The organism is Frigoribacterium sp. 9N, from assembly GCF_902506305.1.
GTDB lineage: Bacteria > Actinomycetota > Actinomycetes > Actinomycetales > Microbacteriaceae > Frigoribacterium.
On record NZ_LR733392.1, the window covers coordinates 1655558 to 1674812 of the forward strand.

General features: G+C 72.4%; 14 protein-coding genes. 7 read left to right on the forward strand and 7 right to left on the reverse strand.

All coding sequences use genetic code 11. The annotated features are described in order from the left end of the window. Positions 1-36 precede the first annotated feature (36 nt). Positions 37-1431, forward strand: coding sequence for a zinc-dependent metalloprotease (locus ARTHRO9V_RS10810; protein WP_159827081.1), 1395 nt, complete (start codon positions 37-39; stop codon positions 1429-1431). A gap of 43 nt (positions 1432-1474) precedes the next feature. Here the strand turns inward: ARTHRO9V_RS10810 and ARTHRO9V_RS10815 are convergent, their stop codons facing one another. From ARTHRO9V_RS10815 to nudC, 3 genes are all read right to left on the reverse strand, one after another. Next, the gene (locus ARTHRO9V_RS10815) at positions 1475-1987 is read right to left on the reverse strand and encodes a hypothetical protein (RefSeq protein ID WP_159827084.1); all 513 of its coding nucleotides are present in this window, start codon (positions 1985-1987) and stop codon (positions 1475-1477) included. Between the two features lie 256 nt (positions 1988-2243). Further along, positions 2244-3956: an ATP-dependent helicase gene (locus ARTHRO9V_RS10820; protein WP_159827087.1), complete on the reverse strand. Its 1713-nt coding sequence runs from the start codon at positions 3954-3956 to the stop codon at positions 2244-2246. After that, complete coding sequence (nudC, locus tag ARTHRO9V_RS10825) at positions 3953-4885, reverse strand: NAD(+) diphosphatase (RefSeq protein WP_123571544.1); 933 nt, start codon at positions 4883-4885, stop codon at positions 3953-3955. Before nudC ends, ARTHRO9V_RS10820 begins: the two co-directional genes overlap by 4 nt. Before the next feature lie 74 nt (positions 4886-4959). On the opposite strand from nudC, the gene ARTHRO9V_RS10830 reads away from it, so the two are divergent. Continuing rightward, the gene (locus ARTHRO9V_RS10830; protein ID WP_056048636.1) at positions 4960-5961 is read left to right on the forward strand and encodes a phosphotransferase; all 1002 of its coding nucleotides are present in this window, start codon (positions 4960-4962) and stop codon (positions 5959-5961) included. Here ARTHRO9V_RS10830 and ARTHRO9V_RS10835 read toward each other — a convergent pair. Together ARTHRO9V_RS10835 and ARTHRO9V_RS10840 are read right to left on the reverse strand one after the other, a co-directional pair. Next, positions 5952-9305 carry an ATP-dependent DNA helicase gene (locus ARTHRO9V_RS10835; protein ID WP_159827090.1) on the reverse strand — a complete coding sequence of 1118 codons (3354 nt, stop codon included), beginning with the start codon at positions 9303-9305 and terminating at the stop codon, positions 5952-5954. The genes ARTHRO9V_RS10830 and ARTHRO9V_RS10835 overlap by 10 nt on opposite strands. Next, positions 9302-12499, reverse strand: a complete 3198-nt coding sequence (locus tag ARTHRO9V_RS10840) for a UrvD/REP family ATP-dependent DNA helicase (protein WP_159827093.1) — start codon at positions 12497-12499, stop codon at positions 9302-9304. Before ARTHRO9V_RS10840 ends, ARTHRO9V_RS10835 begins: the two co-directional genes overlap by 4 nt. Positions 12500-12630: 131 nt before the next feature. Between ARTHRO9V_RS10840 and ARTHRO9V_RS10845 the strand changes: the two genes are divergently transcribed. Further along, entirely contained in the window at positions 12631-12855 is a 225-nt protein-coding gene (locus ARTHRO9V_RS10845) for a DUF3107 domain-containing protein (RefSeq protein ID WP_043595511.1), read from the forward strand. A gap of 2 nt (positions 12856-12857) precedes the next feature. Next, the gene (locus tag ARTHRO9V_RS10850; protein ID WP_159827096.1) at positions 12858-13154 is read left to right on the forward strand and encodes a hypothetical protein; all 297 of its coding nucleotides are present in this window, start codon (positions 12858-12860) and stop codon (positions 13152-13154) included. 106 nt (positions 13155-13260) lie between these two features. Here the strand turns inward: ARTHRO9V_RS10850 and ARTHRO9V_RS10855 are convergent, their stop codons facing one another. Next, positions 13261-13980, reverse strand: coding sequence for a ferritin-like fold-containing protein (locus tag ARTHRO9V_RS10855; protein ID WP_082460613.1), 720 nt, complete (start codon positions 13978-13980; stop codon positions 13261-13263). A gap of 84 nt (positions 13981-14064) precedes the next feature. On the opposite strand from ARTHRO9V_RS10855, the gene ARTHRO9V_RS10860 reads away from it, so the two are divergent. Next, entirely contained in the window at positions 14065-15516 is a 1452-nt protein-coding gene (locus ARTHRO9V_RS10860; RefSeq protein ID WP_123571548.1) for a DEAD/DEAH box helicase, read from the forward strand. 155 nt (positions 15517-15671) lie between these two features. On the opposite strand, the gene ARTHRO9V_RS10865 is transcribed toward ARTHRO9V_RS10860, so the two are convergent. Beyond that, positions 15672-16526, reverse strand: coding sequence for a PHP domain-containing protein (locus ARTHRO9V_RS10865; protein ID WP_056048649.1), 855 nt, complete (start codon positions 16524-16526; stop codon positions 15672-15674). 83 nt (positions 16527-16609) lie between these two features. Between ARTHRO9V_RS10865 and ARTHRO9V_RS10870 the strand changes: the two genes are divergently transcribed. Both ARTHRO9V_RS10870 and ARTHRO9V_RS10875 read left to right on the forward strand, forming a co-directional pair. Beyond that, positions 16610-17641, forward strand: a complete 1032-nt coding sequence (locus ARTHRO9V_RS10870; protein ID WP_159827099.1) for an endonuclease/exonuclease/phosphatase family protein — start codon at positions 16610-16612, stop codon at positions 17639-17641. Positions 17642-17687: 46 nt separating this feature from the next. Further along, entirely contained in the window at positions 17688-19208 is a 1521-nt protein-coding gene (locus ARTHRO9V_RS10875; RefSeq protein ID WP_123571725.1) for an aminopeptidase P family protein, read from the forward strand. Positions 19209-19255 lie beyond the last annotated feature (47 nt).

A 19255-nucleotide genomic window follows, 5' to 3' on the forward strand; every position in this document is an offset into this window, starting at 1 on the left:
AGGATCTTCGTGCGGCCAGCAGCTAGCGTAGTCAGCATGACCGATGATTCGCCGCGCGGGCCTGAGGACGAGTTCCGTGACATGCTGCGGCAGTTCCTGTCCGGCGGTTCCGAGATCGATCCGTCGCAGCTCGCCGGGGCCGCCGGGCTGCCCGACGACCCGGCCTTCGTGGCGCGACTCATGAGTCAGCTGCAGAACGCCGTCAACAGCAGCGGTGACGGCATCGACTGGTCGATCGCCACCGAACAGGCGACCGCCGTGGGCGCCCAGAGCGCCGTCGTGCCGACCGCGGCCGAGACCGCCGCCCTCGAGCAGGCCTTCCACGTCGCCGCACTGTGGCTCGACGACGTCACGTTCGTGGCCGAGCTCACCGCCACGCCCCGCCTCGTGACCCGCGCCGAGTGGGCCCGGCTCACCATGCCCGTGTGGAGCCAGCTCGCCGAGCCCGTGGCCACGTCGATCGCGGACTCCCTGACCGGCGTGCTCAGCGAGCAGGCTCCCGAAGAGATGCGCTCGATGCTCGCCGGGGCCAGCCAGGTCATGCGCAGCGTCGGCGGCACGCTCTTCGCCATGCAGCTCGGACAGGTCGTCGGCCAGCTCTCGACCGAGGTCGTGTCCGGCGGCGACGTCGGCATCCCGCTCCTCGACGAGCAGCAGGCGGCGCTGCTCCCCCAGAACGTCGCCGCCTTCGGCGAGGGCCTCGACATCGAGGCCGACCAGGTACAGCTCTACCTGGCGGTCCGCGAACTCGCGCACGCCCGCCTGTTCCGGCACGCCCGATGGCTGCGCCTGCACCTCATCTCGTCCATCCGCGAGTTCGCCCAGGGCATCCGCATCGACACCTCCCGGCTCGAAGAACTCGCGGTGGACTTCGATCCCTCGAACCCCGGCGAACTCCAGGAAGCCATGAAGAGCGGGGCCCTCATCCCCCCGAAGACCGACGAGCAGCTCGCCGCCCTCGCCCGGCTCGAGACCACCCTGGCCCTGATCGAGGGCTGGGTCGACGTCGTGACCGCCCAGGCCACGGCGCGCCTCCCGAAGTCCGCGGCGATCGCCGAGACGGTCCGCCGCCGCCGGGCCGCCGGCGGGCCTGCCGAGTCAGCCTTCTCCACCCTGGTCGGCCTCGAACTGCGGCCGCGGCGCCTCCGCGAGGCGGCCGTCCTCTGGCAGACCGTGACCGACGCCGTCGGTGCCGAGCGCCGAGACGACCTCTGGTCGCACCCGGACATCGTGCCCACCAGCGCCGACGTCGACGACCCGCAGTCCCTCGTGGCCCGCCTGACGTCGGACGAGCCCACCTTCGACGACGTCGACCAGGCGATCCAGGACCTGCTCGACGACACGACCGACGACCGCCCTCGCGAGGGGGACGACGGCTCGGCGACCGAGCCCGGCGAGTCCGGGCCCGACCAGGACGCCCCCCGGTCCTGACGAACACCGTCACCGGGGCCCGGGCGGACCTGTGGACAACTCCTCATCCGCCCCGGCCCCACGACATGATCGGACGATGCCCCTCGTCCTCGATCCCCGCATCCCCGTCGTCTGGCGCGATCCGTCGACCCTCCAGGTCGGCGTCGACCGCCCCACGCTCGTCCTGAGTCCGGTCAGCAGGCTCGACGAGCGGGTGGTCGCGGCCCTCGCCGCGGGGCACGGCGCGGGGGGCCTGCCCACCCTCGTCGCCCGCCTCGGCCTGGATCGCGCCGCGGTCGAAGCCTCCGTCGAGCGCCTGCGACCCGCGCTGGGCGGCGACACCCGGTCGGTCGTCCCGCCGACCGTCGTCGTCGGCGGGCCGGGCCCCGTCGCCGATGCCGTCGCGCGCCTCCTCGGCTCCTGCGGTGCCGACGTCCGACGGGCCGACGCCGACCTGGCTCCGCCGCGGCACGCCACGGGCGTCCTGGTCGGCGGGCACGTGCTCGACCCCCGGGTCGTCCGAGAGTGGGTGAGGTCCGATCTGACGCACCTCGTCGTACGCGTGGGCGATCGTCACGCGCGGATCGGCCCCGTGACGGTGCCCGGTTCGACGGCCTGCGCCCGATGTCTCGACCTCCACGCCGGCGAGGCCGACCGTGCCTGGCCCGCGATCGCCGGTCAGCTGAGCGCCCGTCCCCTCACCGCGCCTCCGCTGCTGTCCGTCCACGAGGTCGCCACGAGAACCGCCCGCCGGCTGTGGTCCCGTCTGACCGGCGCGGACGGCGCCCCCGAGGACTCCGAGGTCGAGTCGATCTCGATCGCCGACGGGCTGGTCACTCGCGCGGACGTGCCGCCGCACCCGGAGTGCGGGTGCGCAGCTCTTCCACGAACCGGCTCACCCGCCGTTCGCCGCCGCGCCCCTGCCCCGAGCGACTCCACGACAACCGGAGCCGCTCACGCGCCCTCGTGACGCCGACGTACAAGAGGCGGCGCTCCTCGTCGATCGCCGCGTCGTCCTTCGCGTAGCTGATCGGGACGAGGCCCTCGCTGAGGCCGATCAGGTAGACGCTGCGCCATTCGAGGCCCTTCGCGGAGTGCAACGTCGCCAGGGTGACCGCGGCCATGGTCGGCTCGTGCTGACCGGCCTGGCGGGCGAAGAGCTCGTCGACGAACTGGCGGAGGGTCGTCCCGGGGGGTGATGCCTCGGCCAGGCCCATGATCGTGTTCAAGGACTCCCAGCGGTCGCGGATCGCGCCTCTCTGGTCGGGTGCGTCCTGGGTCCAGCCGAGCGACCGGAGGACGTCGCTGACGGTCTTGAAGAGCGGCTCGCCCACGATGCTCACCGCCGCGCCCTTCATCATCATCAGGGCCTCTTTCACCTCACGGAGCTCGAAGAAGCGCGTCGCGCCGTGGATGCGGGTCGACACGCCGACGTCGGCGAGTGCACGCTCGATCGCCGCCGCCTGGACGTTGACCCGGTACAGCACCGCGATCTCCTCCGGCGCGACGCCCGACCGGATCTCGTCGGCGATGGTCTCGGCGATGCCCCTGGCCTCGGCCGAATCGCTGGCGTACTCGGTCACGGGCGGCACCGGGCCCGTCGTCTCGACGGCCGGGTGGAGGTGCAGGGCACCCGGACGGCCCCGCATGAGTTGGTTCGCCGTGTCGACGATCTGCCGCGACGAGCGGTAGTTCTGCTCGAGACGGACGACCGTGGCGTCGTCGTACCGTGAACCGAACCCGAGCAGGTAGTCCGAGGACGCACCCGCGAACGAGTAGATGGTCTGACTGGCGTCGCCGACCACGCAGAGGTCGTTCCGGCCGCCGAGCCACAGGTCGAGCAGGTCCTGCTGGAGGGGCGAGACGTCCTGGTACTCGTCGACGACGAAGAAGCGGTACTGCTCGTGCACCTGCTGGGCCACCCGCGGCTCGAGCTCGAGCATGCCGACCGTCGCGAGCAGGACGTCCTCGAAGTCGAGCTGTCGCCGTTCGTCCTTGACGGCTTCGTAGGCACGGTGCAGGTCGACGGCTTTCTCGACGCTGATGGCCGGCGGCAACGACCTGCTCGACAACGCCTCGGCGTAGTCCTCGAGGGTGAGCCGAGAGACCTTCCGCCACTCGATCTCGGCCGCGAGGTCGCGCAACGCCGCCGTGTCGATCTTGAGCCTCAGGGACTCGGCGGCGTGGGCGAGCGCCTTGGCCTTGCTGTCGAGGAGCCGCGGCATCTGACCACCCATCGTCTGCGGCCAGAAGTACGACAGCTGGGACAGGGCCGAGGCGTGGAAGGTCCGTGCAGAGACTCCCCCGGCGCCCAGGTGACGCAGACGGCCGCGCAGTTCGGCGGCCGCGCGTGAGGTGAAGGTGAGCGCCATGACGCGGTTCGGGGCGTACACGCCGGTGGCGACCCCGTAGGCGATGCGATGCGTGATGGCACGGGTCTTGCCGGTACCGGCACCCGCGAGGAGGCACACGGGGCCGAGCAGTTTCGACGCCGCACGGCGCTGCTGTTCGTCGAGCCCCGCGATCAGGTCGGCGGCCTCGGTCACTGGTCGATCTCGCCGCCGAACCAGTCCTCGATGATCGCCCGGGCGATGGACGTCCGTCCGGGCAGGACGATCTCGCCCAGGCCGGCGACCAGGTCGTCACGACTGAACCAGCGCAGGTCGAGGATCTCGGCTCCGTCAGGCGTGAGCGTCCCCGGGTCGTCGGCGTCGACCTCGGCCCGGAAGCCGAGCATGAGGCTCGCCGGGAACGGCCACGGTTGCGAGCCCACGTATCGAGGCGACACGACGTTGATGCCGGACTCCTCGAAGATCTCGCGCTGCACCGCGTGCTCGAGGGACTCGCCGGGCTCGACGAAGCCGGCGAGCAACGAGTACCGGTTCTGCTCCCACAGGGCGTTCGAGCCGAGCAGGAGTCGGTCGTCCGCGTCGGTGACGCCGACGATGATCGCAGGATCGGTCCGGGGGAAGACCTCGTGGCCGTCGTCCGGGTCGCGACGGACCCAGCCCGCCTTGTCGGTGACCAGGCGGCGGCCGGTGCGCGGCGAGAACCGGTGCGAGTCGTGCCAGTTCGCCACGGCGACGGCCTCGACGGCGAGTCCCGCGTCGCGGGCGCTCAACGCCGTTCCCGAGACGCGCGGGCTGCCCCAGGCGGAGTCGTCGGACGAGAGCGACCGCGCGCGCTCGTCGTCGAGCAACGCCGCGAGGACGGGTGTGCCCACCGGCTCCACGGCGGAGGGGTCCTTCGAGACACCGAGGTAGACGTAGTCGTCGGCGGCCGGCACCGCGGCAGCCGGCAGGAGCGCGAGGGAATCCGGGGAGGCCATCAACGTCCGCCCCCGCCAGACCGGGAGCACACGGGTCACCTCCGACGCGAGCAGTTCGTCGACGACTCCGTCACGCTCACGGGTGAGGTAGTCCCGGTCGACCTGGTGTCGGGACAGCGGGAGCCGGGACGTGAGAGGCGAGGACATCGGACGACCAATCATCGCGAGTTGACAGCGTGGCGCACGGCAGGGCATCGCGTGCGGCGGCCTACCCTGAGGGCATGGCCAGATCTCATCTCACTCTAGCCGCGCTGGCCACGGCCGCCGTCGCGGACCTGGACGTCACGCGTGCGTCACGCCACGGCAGCGAGACGGGTGGCGACTTCGACTCCGCACTCGTCGACGGCCGTGGCGGAGAGCACTGCATCGTCCGCGTCCCTCGCTCGCAACGCGCCGAGGCCGAGCAGTCGGCCGACCTCGTCGCCCTCCGTGCCCTGAGCGCAGGGGTCCGAGGGCGGCTCTCGTTCGACGTGCCGGCCTACCGGGGTCAGGCCCCGATCGGCCGCACACGCGGCATCGTCTACGACGTCGTCCCCGGCGAGCACCTGTCGATCTCGCGACTGACCGCCACCAGCGACCTCCCGACGGCACTCGGCCGTGCCGTGGCGGCGATCCACTCGCTGCCGACGAGCTTCGTGACCGACGCCGGCCTGATCAGTCACACCCCGTTCGAGGCCATGCGCTCGTCGGCGGCCTTGGTCGATCGTGCGGCCTCGACCCGCCTCCTGCCGGCCGCGCTGCTCGAGCGATGGGAAGCCGCGATCCAGGACTCGGTGCTGTGGCAGTTCCAGCCCACGGTCGTCAACGGCTCCCTCGACGCCGGTTCGGTGCTCGTCCTCGGCGACACGGTCAGCGGTGTGCTCGGCTGGCACGACCTCCAGGTCGGTGACCCCGCCCGTGACCTCGCCTGGTTGCTGGGTGCCCCGAGCCCGACGGCGGTCGACACGGCGTTCGACGCCTACAACACCGCTCGCGGCACGAGCGACCACCAGCTGCGGCACCGGGCGACCCTCTACCGCGAACTCGACCTGGCGAAGTGGCTGCTGCACGGCACCGGCACCAAGAACACGTCGGTGGTCGACGACGCCGTCGAGATGATGACGAAGCTGGTCGACTCCTTGCCCGGTGACCGACGGGCCGGCATCGGCTCGGGCTCGACCGCGGCCTTGGACGTGGACGGCGTCGAGGACCTGCTCGAGGCCACCGAGCGCCGTCACGTCTGAGTCGACGCCTCGACCCGCTGCCAGAGTTCGACGAGCTCGTCGCGGTCGGCCACGTGCCGGGGCCGCAGCACCACGTCGTCGGCGACGAAGTAGAAGACCGCGTCGATCGTGTCCGCCGGGACACCCCTGAATCGCGCGTAGGCCTCGCGGTAGAGCGCCAGCTGGAGCTGCTTGAGCTCGAGGTCGGCGTCGTCGGTGGGTGCCTTGCCCGTCTTCCAGTCGACGACCTCGAACCGGCCGTCGCGTTCGAAGACGGCATCGATCTTGCAGATGACGGTGCGACTGCCGAGGGGGAGGTGGATCTCGAGCTCGACGTCCGTCGGTTCGAGAGATGCCCAGGCCGAGCGCTCGAAGGTCGTCACCAGCTGCTCGAACCGCCTCGCGTCATCGGGATCGATCGGCCCCGACCCGGGTGAGCCGACCCGCTCGTCGTCGAGATCGCTCTCGTCACCCCAGGCGTCGAGGGTCTCGGCACGACCCGTCGGCCGGAAGCGCTCTTCGACCCACTCGTGGAACAGCGTGCCGAGGCGGGTCGCCCGGTAGGGCCGTTCGGGCAGGGGACGACGGAGCGCGGCGGCGACCGCGGCGGGGTCGTCGACGTAGTCCTTGAACCTCGAGGCCGGGATGCGCTGGGGAAGGGGGACCGCCCCGGCGCCCGCTCGCGCGGCGTCGCGCTCGAGCAACAGCAGGTCGATGTCGGACGACCATCTCGACGCGGTGCCTGGCTGCTGCGTGTCGGCGGGCTCGTCTCGTGAGCGCCGGTCGACGGCCGTGGTGACCCGTGCAGCGGCGTCCTCGACCACCGCGCGGCGTTGCCCCAAGGGGTCGAGCGGCCAGCTGAGCTCTCGGGACGCGGCGGCCAGGGGGTTCTCGTCGTCGTCGGGTCGTTCGGGGAGGTCACCGGTCGGTACGAGCCCACGCTCGGCCAATTCGACGACGAACCGGCTGGCAGGGCGGGGGCGGACGGCACTCGTCCAGAAGGAGCCGCTCACGAGCAGGGCGTCACGGGCCCGGGTGAGTGCGACGTAGGCCAGACGCCGCTCCTCGGCCTGGTGCCGGACGATCAACTCGTCCTTGAACGCCTTCAGCGCTTGGTCGAACTCCTTCTGGTCGGCCACGCCCCGCCAGCCGAGCACGGGCAGCTCGGCGGCATCGCCGCGGAACTCGTACGGCAGTTCGCCGAAACCGAGCCACCCCACGCCTTCGCGGGAGGTGCCGGGCAACTCGCCCTCGACGAGTCGTGGCACCGCGACGACGTCCCACTCGAGCCCCTTGGAGCCGTGGATGGTCAGGAGCTGGACGGTGCCCCGCTCGGCCTGCTCGGACCGCGGACCCATGTCGTCCCGCCGCTCGGCTGCTGCCAGCCACGACAGGAAGCGCCCGAGGCCGGCGTTCTCGTCGGTCGCGACGTACCCCGCCAGTTCGTCTTCGAAGGCTTGCAGCCACGCGCCCCCCGACGGCGCGCCGGTGGCCGCCGCCACCTCGACGTCGAGCAGCATCTCGTGCTCGACCAGCGTGACCAGGTCGACGAGATCGAGACCGGTGCGGGCGCGGAGGAAGGCGAGCTGCGAGCCCAGCCGCCTCAGGCGGACGAGCCCCTCGTCACTGAACTCGGAGAGCTGCCGATGCGTGACGGGCGCCGTGGCCACGAAGTCGAGGGCGTCGACGATCGACCCGTGCTCACCCGCGGCGACCGACGCCCGGAACCCGGCGGCGACCTCGTCGTCGAGGCGCTGTTGGGCGTGGTCGTGCGAGAAGAGCCACGAGGCGACGTCGCGCAGCCGGGCGATGTCTCGAACGCCGATCCGCCATCGGGCACCGGCCATCAGACGGATCGCCTCGGAACCGGCCGACGGGTCGTGCAGCACCCGGAGGCAGGACACGAGGTCGACGACCTCGGGCCGCTGCAGGAGACCACCGACGCCGAGCACGTGGTACCTGACGCCGCGAGCGGCGAGGGCCTCGACGAAGACGGGCATGGTCTTCTTCGATCGGAAGAGCAACGCCGCCGTTCGGCGGGCGGGCTCGCCGTCGACGATCGTGGGCACGGCCAGCTCGCTCTGCAGCCAGGCCGCGACCTGGTCGGCCTCGCCCGGCAGCGTCTGGTCGAAGAGCAGTTCGACGCGCCCCTCGGGCGCACCCGGCCGGGCTCGCAGCTCGCCCACGACCGCCCCGGAGGACCGCGCGAGTTCGGCCACGACGGTGTTCGCGGCGTCGAGCACTCGTGACGCGTTGCGCCAGCTGGTCGAGAGGCTGAACACCGCATCGGGCCGGGCTCCGAAGTCCACCGGGAACCGTCCGAGGTTCGCGGCGCTGGCACCCCGGAACCCGTAGATGGACTGGTGGGGGTCCCCGACCGCCATCACCCCGGTGCCCTCGAAGAGGCGGGACAACAAGGTGGTCTGCACGACGCTGGTGTCCTGGTACTCGTCGAGCAACACGACGCGGTAGCGGTCGCGCAACTCGGCCACGACGTTCGGCGCCGTGTCGCACACCTCGAGGGCCAGTGCCACCTGGTCGGAGTACTCGACGAGGCCCCGACGGGCCTTCTCGTCGGCGAAGGCCACGGCTAGGTCGAGCAGCGGCGGGAGCGCCGACACCGCGCCGACGGCGTCGACGACCGACTTGTAGGCGCTGCCCTTGGTCGACGGAAGACTCCCGAGGTCGAGGAACCGGTCGGCCAGGTGTGCCACGGGCTCGGGCCCGGTGACGTTCTCGCTGAGGGCGTGGCTCAGGCGGAGGACGGCCTCGGTGATGCCGTCGACGCTTCGACCGAGCCCGGCGAGGCGCTCGTCGTGGCTGCCCACGACGAGTGAGCGTGCCAGCTGCCAGGCGGACGCATCGCCGAGCACCTGCGACTCGCTCTCTCGACCGACCCGCAGGGCGTTGTCGCGGAAGATCGCGTTGGCGAACGCGTTGTAGGTCGAGACGGTGGGCACGTCGAAGGGATCGGCCTCGTCGCCGAGCAGTCCGACGGCGGCGAGCTGGCCGATGCGCCGCTCGATCCGCTCACCGAGTTCGCCGGCGGCCTTGCGGGTGAACGTCAGGCCGAGCACCTGCGAGACGCCGACGAGACGGTTGGCCAGCAGCCACACCACGCGGTTGGCCATGGTCTCGGTCTTGCCGCTGCCGGCGCCCGCGACGACCAGGGCGGGTTCGAGAGGGGCCTCGATGACGGCTTGCTGCTCGGGGGTCGGCGTGGGAAGCCCGAGCGCCTCGGAGATCTCGGCTGCTCCGAGCCGGGACGAGGAGGCGCGCGTCGTGCCGTCGACGCCACGACCGTCCACCCCGTCACGCGTGCCCGCGGCGCCACCCCCGTCGGCGGCGCGGCCTCCGGCCGTCACGAGCCGCTCACCTCGCCCACCACGTGGATGCGGCACGATCCGCCGTGCCGCCCTTCGCAGTGGTCGTCGAGGCGGGCCACGAACACCCGGCCCGCCATGTGCTCGGCCGCGTCGACGACCCGGGCACGGAAGGCCGCGAGTCGGTCGTCGTCGAACGCCCCCTGGGCGGGCTCCCGGTAGAGCTTGCCCCGGACGCCCGACGACACGATCACGAGCTTCGCCCCGCCGGGAGGTGTGCCCTCGGGCACGGCCTCGACGGCACCGTCGGCGAGGGCGACCTGGTAGCTGCCCAGCTGGGGGTGTTCGGCGACGGCCTGGGGCGACGTCGGGGCCGACCGGCCCGTCTTGAGGTCGACGATCACGGCGGCGCCCTCGCGGGTGCGCTCCACCCTGTCGATGGACCCGCGCAGACGTGCCGGCCCGATGTCGAGGCTGAAGGTGGACTCGGCGCCGAGCAGGCTCCCGCCCGACGCCTCGAAGTCCCGCAGGTAGGAGGAGAGGCTCTCGGTCATGTCGCGCGCCCGGCGTTTCTCGGCCTCAGCGATCCAGGCCGACTCGAACTCGAGCTCGGGCCAGCGCCCCTCGACCGACTGCCAGAGCGAGTCGACGTCGGTGCCCTCGGCGTGCTCCATCACGTCGTGCAGCACCGTGCCGAGACCCATCGCCGCGTTGGGAGGGGACCCGCCGAACCGGTCGACGAACCAGTGCAGGGGGCACTCCTCGAACGACCCGAGTTGCGACGGCGAGACCGGCACGTGGGCCTCGGGAGCCTCCAGGTCGATGAGCGGCTCGACGGTGCTGGGGTCGAGCAACCCGTACCAGTCGTCCGGCGACGCCCCCGCCACGCCTTCGCCGGCGAGTCGGGCCAACGCCTCGACCGCGTCGTCGGCCCGTGGTCCGTGAGGCGCCGAGACGAGCACGTGACGGACGTGCCCCACGAGTCCTCGAAGCGACAGGGGGTGCCCGGCGGGTGCCTCGGGGCAGCCGTCGGGCAGCAGCCGGAAGAACGGCGAGGGCCCCTCGTCGTCGTTCGAGGTGCAGGAGAGCACGACCTGTCGGGTGGCCCGCGACACGGTGAGGGCGAACATGCGCAGCTCGTCGGAGAGCACCGTGGCCCGCGCGTCGGAGGGGGCTGCCGGCTCGTCGTCGTGGTCGTGGTCGTCCATCGGACCGCCGCGGAGCAGGCCGCGCTCGGCGAGGTCGACCAGCTCGTCGGGGGCGAGCAGCCCGCCCCGGACCCGGAGGTTCGGCCACACGCCGTCCTGCAGCCGAGCGGCGACGACCACGTCGACCTCGATGCCCACGGCGTTCGACGGCGAGCACACCAACACGGTCTCGGCCGTCGCCTGCGGCGAGAGGGTGTCCTCGGGCACCTCGGCCCCGAGAAGCGAGTCGAGGAAGGCACCGGCGGGTGCCTCGGGGGTGCGTTCGACGAAGCGCTTGGCGGCCGTGAACAGGGCGACGACACCGTCGAGGTGACGGTCCGCCTCGGCGGCCACGATGCCGCGACCGTCGCTCTGGGCCGACCACTCGGCCGCGAGTCCGCTGCGCTCCCAGAGGCCCCAGAGCACCTCTTCGATGCTGGCGCCGGTCGCGGCTGCACGACGGGCCGCGTCGAGACTGGTGGAGAAACGCCCGGCTCGGGCCGCGAACCTCGAGTCGATCGTGACGAAGCGACCGGCCCCCTCGAGCGCCTCGACGAGCAGGTCGTCGGCCGAGCGGACGCCGCCCGTGCCGAGCTCGTCGGCTCGCAGGGCGAGCCTCAGGCGTCGGAGCGACAACGCGTCGAAGCCGGCGAGCGGCCCCAGCAGCAGCTCGGTCGCGAGCTCGACGGTGAGCTCGTCGCGACCGACGGCGACGGCGGCGGCGAGCAACAGGTGGCGGGCCGCGTGTTCGTCGCGCACGGCGCGTCCGGCGACGGAGGTGCGGGTCGGGACCTCGGCGAGCTGCAGCCCCCGGGCGACTCCGGCCACCTGCCCACCGCTGCGGACGACGACCATCATGCGCGACCACGGCACCCTGCGGACCAGGTGGTGCTCGCGCAGCAGGCGGGCCACCGACGCCACTTCGTGGCTCGGGCTGTCGGCCCGGACGGTCACGATCGGGACCGCCACCGGGTCCGCCGCTCCCCCGGCCTCGGAGGGCTCGATCGCCGGAGCCGCCACCGCGGCGTGCTGGCGACCGGCGCCGGCCGTCCCGATGCGCGAGGTGACCCGCTGCACGAGATCGCGCAACGGAGGCTGGTGCCGGTGGGCCGTGGAGAGGTACAGGGTCTCGACGTCGGACAGGCCGAGCCGAGGGCCGAGACGACCGAGCACGTCGGGCGTGCCCCCGCGGAACGCGCTGGTGGACAGGTCGGGGTCGCCGAACGCGACCACGGCGACACCCCGCCGCGTCAGGGCGCGGAGCAGCGCCAGGGTCGACTCGGTCGCTTCTTGCGCGTCGTCGACGAGGACGACCCGCAGCCCCTCGACGACCGGGGAGGTCTCGCCGCGGTCGAGGGCGGCGACGGCGTAGTCGACCAGGTCCGCCGAGTCGAGGTGCTGCCCCCGCGCCGCGTCGAGGACGCTCAGGTACTCGTCGCGGAAGTCGGCCACCGCCGCCCATTCGGGCCGGTCGGCCCGTTCGGCGGCTCGTCGGAGCCCCTCGGACCCGATGCGATGCTCGGTCGACCGCATGAGGACTTCGCGCAGTTCGGTGCGGAAGCCGCGGAGTCGACGAACGGTCGGGCCGAGCCCCTCGGGCCAGGACGGACCCGTGCCGTCGACCTCGTGCCCCTCGAGGAGGGAACGGACGATGCTGTCCTGGTCACCGCCCGTCAGCAGGGTCGGCGCGGGCAGGCCGACGAGCCGCGCCGCATGGCCGACCACGTCGAACGCCAGGGACGAGACGGTGCGGGCCAGGGGCCCCGGAGTCGGCACGGTGAGCCTCGACGCGATGACGTCACGGAGCGTCGTCGCCGTCGAGCGCGTCGGTGCGAGCACCATGACGGCGGCCGGACCCCAACCGCGCCCTTCGACGCGGTCCACCACGAACTCGACGAGCGTCCGGGTCTTGCCCGAGCCCGGGGCACCCAGGACCGCGGCCGATCGCCCGTCGGCCAGGTCGAGCACGGCCCGCTGCGAGTCGTCGAGCACCGGCGACACCGAGGCTCGGGCCGGACTCGAGAGGGGCGGTGAGACGGTCGAGGCCATGTCCCGACGCTACCGGCTGGCACCGACATCGAGGTCAGTCGCGTGGACCCTCGACGGCCCGACGGGCCACCCCGTGTGCGCCGACAGAGAACGTGCAGAGCCGGGACGGCGAGGTCGGATATCGTGACCTCGTGGACATTCGCATCGGCATCACCAACAGCCCCCGTGAGATCAGCTTCGAGACGGCCCAGACCGCCGACGAGGTCGAGAAGGTCGTCGGCGACGCGCTCGACGGCGGCAAGTCGTACGTCACCCTCGCCGACTCCAAGGGCAAGACCTACCTGGTCCCCACCGCATCGCTCGCCTACGTCGAGGTCGGCAGCGAAGAGAGCCGCAAGGTCGGGTTCGTCAGCTAGTCGTGGAACTCCTCTTCGTCGTCCTGGGTGGCGCCATCCTCGGGTTCGTCCTCCACTACGCGCTGCCCGACGGCGACACCCGCGGCGTCCTGCTCGCGCCCGCGTCCGGCGCCGTCGTGGCGGCGATCGTGTGGGAGGTCCTGACCTGGGCCGGATGGCCCGCCGACGGCGGATGGATCTGGGTGGTAGCACTCGTCCTTCCCGCCGTCGTCGCATTCGTGGTCTGCCGTGTCGCGGCGGCTCGCCGCCGGGCTCACGACAGCGAGCACTTCGCCCGCCTGGTGCGCTCCGCCTCTTGACGCCGCGCCTCCGCCAGGCCCTCGATGCACGGCCGGTCGCCCAGGGCGGCCACGCCAGTTCGCCGGGCACGCGCCCGCCAGCCGGAGGGCTACCAGCGGTCAGCGCTCAGGCGGTGAGTCCGAGGGCGTCCATGCGGCGCGTGTGGGCGGCGATGAGTTCCGTGAAGACGGGTTCGAGACGCTCGTCGTCGGCGGACACGTGCGACGCGGACACCGCGGCGCGAGCGACCAACAGGGTGTCTCCCACCAACCTGCGCCCCCAGAGGGCCAGCCGTGACGCGAGCCGCGGGTCGGCCTCGATGGCCGCGGAGAGTTCTCGCACCACGAGCGGTGCGTCGTCGTGGGCCTCGAGCACCGCCACGATCCGCTTGTGGTGGTCCGCCGGCAGTCCGGCCGCCAACCGCACGAAGACGTCGTTGAGCAGGCCGGCCGCGACGTAGTCCGCGACGATCGCCTCGTACCAGTCCGTGCCTCCGGTCCGGGCCCGGAACTCGTCGATGGCGGCGATGTGGGGCTCCATCGACTCGGTGGCGTCGTGGCCGGACCGTTCGATCTCGGCCACCAGGCCGCGGTGTCGGGCCAAGGTCGTCTCGGCGATGCGGCCGGTGGTCTCTTTCGCACGGACGTCGGGGGCGAAGGCCGACGAGCGGCCCAGCGTCTCGAAGAGCGCGAGTTCGAGGTAGGCCGCGTGCCCCAGGAAGACCAACAGGTCGGGGGTGAACTGGTCGAGCTCGACCCGGGCCGCGGGGGTCGGCTTCGCCGCGGGCCGCGGCCACTGCAGGGACGGGACGCCGCGTTTCGCACCTCGACCGGGCCAGGACACCACGCCCACATCTTACGGGGTCCGAGGGGCCGCCCGTCGCGACGGGCTAAACTCGACGCATCCCCCTATATGAGACAGGGCAACACTTTGACATTCACTGACCTCGCGATCGACCCCGACATGGTCGACGCTCTGGCGTCGAAGGGGATCCTCGAACCTTTCCCCATCCAGACGCAGACCATCCCCCTCGCCCTCGCCGGGCAGGACATCATCGGCCAGGCCAAGACGGGCACCGGCAAGACCTTCGGCTTCGGCCTCCCGATCATCCAGCGCATCGGCCTCGACCCGGCCCCCGGCGTCAAGGTGCTCGTCGTCGTCCCGACCCGCGAACTCTGCGTCCAGGTGGCCGACGACCTCGAGCTCGCCACCTCGAACCGGGCGACCAAGATCGTCAGCATCTACGGCGGCAAGGCCTACGAGGGCCAGGTCGAGCAACTCAAGGCCGGCGCGCAGATCGTCGTGGGCACCCCCGGGCGCCTCCTCGACCTGGCCGGCCAGCGCCTCCTGAACCTCAAAGAGGTGCAAGAGGTCGTGCTGGACGAGGCCGACAAGATGCTCGACCTGGGCTTCCTCAGCGACATCGAGAAGATCTTCCAGCAGGTGCCGGCCACCCGTCACACCATGCTGTTCTCGGCGACCATGCCCGGCCCGATCGTGGCCTTGGCACGCCGGTTCATGTCGAAGCCGATCCACATCCGCGCGACCGACCCCGACGAGGGCCTCACGCAGGCGAACATCAAGCACGTCGTCTACCGGGCCCACTCGCTCGACAAGGACGAGGTGATCGCGCGCATCCTCCAGGCCGAGGGGCGTGGCAAGACCGTCGTCTTCACCCGGACCAAGCGCGCGGCCGCCAAGCTCGTCGAAGAGCTGAACGACCGCGGCTTCAACGCGGCGGCCGTCCACGGTGACCTCAACCAGGAGCAGCGCGAGCGCGCGATGGCCGCGTTCAAGGCGGGCAAGAAGGACATCCTGATCGCGACCGACGTCGCGGCCCGAGGCATCGACGTGAACGACGTCACGCACGTGATCAACCACACCGTGCCCGACGACCACGACACCTACCTGCACCGCGCCGGCCGTACCGGCCGCGCCGGCAAGACCGGCATCGCCGTGACGTTCGTCGACTGGGACGACCTGCACAAGTGGGCCCTGATCAACCGGGCCCTCGACATGGGCCAGCCCGAGCCGGTCGAGACCTACTCGTCGAGCCCGCACCTCTTCGCCGACCTCGACATCCCCGCCGGGACGAAGGGACGCCTGCGCGCGAGCTCCTTGTCGGCGGTCAAGGCGGGTTCGGTCGGCTCGCGCGAGCGCACCGGCGGCCCCCAGGGCGATCGTGACAGGGGTCGCGGTCGCGGTCGTGGCGACGCTCCCGTGCGGGCCTCCGGTGAGCCCTCGACCACGGGCCGCGGCGCCGCACAGGCGCCCGACGCGGCGGCTCCGGCCGGCGAGGGCACGGGTGAAGCCCCGCGCAAGCGCAGCCGCAACCGTCGCCGTCGTCCCGCCGGCGACTCGTCGTCACAGCCGCAGGGCTGACGACCGATCCAGCACGAGACCCCCTCGACCGTCCGCGGCGAGGGGGTCTCGTGCGTCCGGCACGTCGCCGCCCGGCACGTCACCGTCCGGAACGCCGCCGTCCGGCACGTCATCGCCCGGCAGGGAGCCGTCCGGACGAGGAGGCGCGGGCCGGGTCAGCCCCGGACGGGCACCCACCCGGTCGCCGCGTCGACGATCCGGTCGAGTTGTCCGGGAGCCGTGGTGTTCTCGCCCAACCGGTTGGGCTTGCCGTCGCCGTGGTAGTCGCTCGACCCGGTCACGATGAGGTCGTACCGTCGGGCGAGCTCGAGCAACCGCACCTTACCGGCCGAGGTGTTTTCGCGGTGGTCGATCTCGACGCCGAGCAGGCCGGCGTCGACGAGGGCCTCGAAGCCCTCGCTGGAGACGTTCGGCTCGCGACCCCGCGTCGCCGGGTGGGCGATGACGGGGACGCCCCCGGCCTCCCGGATCAGGCGGACGCCGATCAGGGGGCTGGGTGCCTCGTGCGGCTCGTAGTACCCGGACCGCCAGTGCAGGATGCCCGCGAAGGCGGCGCTGCGGTCGGGCGCGTAGCCCTTGGCGACGAGGGCGTCGGCGATGTGCGGCCGTCCCAGGGTCGCCCCCGAGCTGGCCTGGGCGAGGACGTCGCCCCAGGTGAGGTCGTAGTCGGCGGCGATGCGTTCGACGATGCGCTCGGCCCGGTGCAGACGGCTGTCGCGCAGGCGGGCCGTCTCGGCGACGAGGCCCGGGTGGGCGGGGTCGAAGAGGTAGCCGAGCATGTGGACGCTGTTCAGTCCGAGCCGGGTGCTGAGCTCCATGCCGGGGAGGAGGGTGAGACCGGTGCCGGCGACGGCGGCCGTGGCCTCGGACCACCCGGCCGTGCTGTCGTGGTCGGTCAGGGCGACGGTGTCGAGCCCCGCGCGCACGGCCGACGCGACCAGCGCGGCGGGCGCCTCGGTGCCGTCCGACACGCTCGAGTGAGTGTGCAGGTCGACCAGGCGCGTGGGCATCCCCCCATCGTAGGCGGCGCGCATCCGAGCCGTCCGTGCGGCGCCCGACGTGCGGTCGGGGGTTCCCCTAGGCTCCAGGGGCCATGATCCGTCGTCTCGTCGCCCTCGTCTTCGTCCTCGCCGTCGCCGCCGTGCTCCTGGCCGCCCTCTGGCCCCAGGCCGTCGGGCTGCAGCGCGTCTTCCCGGTCGGTCAGGTGGTGTCGTTCCGCCTCGTCGCCGGGGCCGTCGCGATCGTCCTGATGGTGCTGCTGCTCGTGCTGGGCCTGGTCGCGCGGCCGATCCGGTCGCTCACGGCGAGCGCGGCCGTGCTGCTGCTCGTGTTCGGCGTCCTCTCGGCGGGCGTCGTGACGGCTCGCGGCCTGGGCCGCACCGACTTCGTCGAGAAGACGCCCACCGACGTCACCGTCCTGTCGTGGAACACCCTCGGCGCGGCGACCGGGGCCGACGCCGTCGTCGCCCTCGCGACCGAGGTCGGTGCCGACGTGATCGCCCTGCCCGAGACCCGCCAGGAGGTCGGCGTCGCCGTCGCCGAGGCCATGGCCGCCGCCGGCAAGCCCATGTGGGTGCACACGGTGGCCTACGACCAGATCGCGAGCGGCCGCTCGACGACCCTCCTGATCAGTGCCGCGCTGGGCGACTACCAGGTCGCGATCGGTGACGACGGCACCACCGACGCCCGGACGACGCCCGTCCTCCCGACGGTCGTCGCGACACCCGTGTCGGGCGAGGGCCCCACGATCGTCGCCGCCCATCCCGTGTCGCCGACGCCCGAGCACATGGGGCAGTGGCGTGCCGGCCTGGGGTACCTCGCCGACGTCTGCCGGTCGGGGGACGTGATCATGGCGGGTGACTTCAACGCCACCCTCGACCACATGGCCGGGCTCGGCACCGACGGTGGAGCGCTCGGCGCCTGCCGCGATGCCGCCGAGGCGACCGCGAACGCCGGCGTCGGGACCTGGCCGACCGACGTCCCTCCCCTCCTCGGTGCGCCGATCGACCACGTCATGGCCACCGAGCAGTGGCTGCCGACCGGCTTCCGGGTCGTGACCGAGCTCGACGACGCCGGCAGCGACCACCGGGCGGTCGTCGCCCAGCTCAGTCGCACGGGAGCCTGAGCCCACCGACTGGGCGTCCGGCCCGTTTGGCGGGACAATGGTGGGCATGGCAGATCAGAAGGCGCCGCGCGCGACCACCAACCGCTCCACCACCCCCGGGTCGGACACGTTCAAGGACTACATCTCGTCGCAGTGGGCCGACCGCCCCGACGTCCTCCCCGAGCCGCGTGAGCAGGCGCCGTTCGCCGCCGACCGTCGCGCGCGGCTGTCCGCGCTGCACCCGGGCACCCGCCTGGTCGTGCCGGCCGGCTCCGCCAAGGTCCGGTCCAACGACTGCGACTACCCCTTCCGTGCGCACTCGGCGTTCTCGCACCTGACGGGCTGGGGTTCCGACACCGTGCCCGGTTCGGTGCTCGTGCTCGAGCCCACGGCCGAGGGCCACGACGCCACCCTGTACCTGAGGGCGAGCGCCGGGCGTGACTCGGACGAGTTCTACGCCAACCCCGAGATCGGCGAGTTCTGGATCGGCCCGCGCCCGTCGTTGACGCAGGTCGCCGCCGACCTGGGTCTCGCCACGCGTGACCTGGCCGACTTCGAGGCCGTGGTCGGCACCATCGACGCCGGCACCCTCGTCGTCCGCGAAGCCGACCCCGACCTGACCCGCCGTCTCGACGCCGTCGTCGAGGCCGCCGCCGAGCAGTCCCCCGTCTCGGCGGGGACGACGGCCGTCGTGATCTCCGACGACGACCGCCCCCGCGAGCGGGCGACCTCCGCCGACCTGGCCCGTGACCTGAGCGAGCTGCGTCTCGTCAAGGACGCGTACGAGGTCGCGCAGATGCGTCAGGCCGTGACGGTGACGGGCAAGGGGTTCACCGACGTGATCGCCGACTTCGACGACATCGTCGCGCACCCGCGCGGCGAGCGGCTCGTCGAGGGCACCTTCAACCGTCGGGCCCGAGCCGACGGCAACACGGTCGGCTACGACACGATCGCCGCGTCGGGCGACCACGCCTGCGTCCTGCACTGGACCCGCAACGACGGCGTCGTCCGCGACGGAGACCTCATCCTCATCGATGCGGGCATCGAACTCGACAGCCTCTACACGGCCGACATCACCCGCACGCTGCCCGTCTCGGGCCGGTTCACCGACGTGCAACGTCTCGTGTACGAAGCCGTGCTCGAGGCGGCCGACGCGGCGTTCGCGATCGTGCGTCCGGGCATCGCGTTCCGCGAGATCCACGCGACGGCCATGAAGGTCATCGCCGAACGGACGGCCGAATGGGGCTTCCTGCCGGTGTCCGCCGAGGAGTCGCTGAAGCCCGACCACCAGTACCACCGTCGCTACATGGTGCACGGCACGAGCCACCACCTCGGCATCGACGTGCACGACTGCGCCGCCGCCCGCCGCGACCTCTACCTCGACGGCGTGCTCGAGCCCGGCATGGTGTTCACCATCGAACCCGGCCTGTACTTCCAGCCCGACGACCTCACCGTGCCCGAGGAGTTCCGCGGCATCGGCGTGCGCATCGAGGACGACATCCTCGTGACCGCCGACGGGGCCGAGAACCTCTCGGTGGGCATCCCCCGCACGGTCGCCGACGTCGAGGCGTGGATCTCCCGCGACTGAGGTCCGACACCGAAGGGCCCCGGGTGCGTCGCACCCGGGGCCCTTCG